The sequence below is a fragment of the Marinifilum caeruleilacunae genome, assembly GCF_013141825.1.
Taxonomy (GTDB): Bacteria; Bacteroidota; Bacteroidia; order Bacteroidales; family Marinifilaceae; genus Marinifilum; species Marinifilum caeruleilacunae.
In genome coordinates, this window is record NZ_RZNH01000175.1 from 1 (window position 1) to 417 (window position 417).

Genomic DNA, 417 nt, shown 5'->3' on the forward strand with positions numbered 1-417 from the left:
ACACACAGGACGTCCGTCAGCACACGCAGGACGTCCGTGGCTGTCCGTGTGTGTCCGTGTTAACAGATATTACCCAAGCTAAAGTAACATATATACCATCAATTAAAACACTACTAATCCATGAAGGTATAAAACTATTTGCAAGTATTCCTCTTAACCAAACCTCAATATTACCAAACATGTTTGATAATAATTCTGACGGATAGTTTGCAAGAGTTATTGTAATCCAAAGTACTATTAATAGTAAAACTATCATTATAGGAATTCCAGTAATCTTTGATACAAGTAACTTATCTATCTTCTTATGGAATTCGTTATACCTATCTCTTTCTTTTACTACATCTTTTGCAACCATTTCTGCATTCTTAACTAATGTTTCTACTATCTCATCTTCTATTGATTTTTCAACGCTTACTT

1 pseudogene is annotated in these 417 nt (G+C 33.6%); it reads right to left on the reverse strand.

Annotated elements, in window-relative coordinates:
* Positions 1 to 16: 16 nt before the first annotated feature.
* Positions 17 to 417 (reverse strand): annotated as a pseudogene (locus tag ELS83_RS21930) (hypothetical protein); the annotation flags it as partial.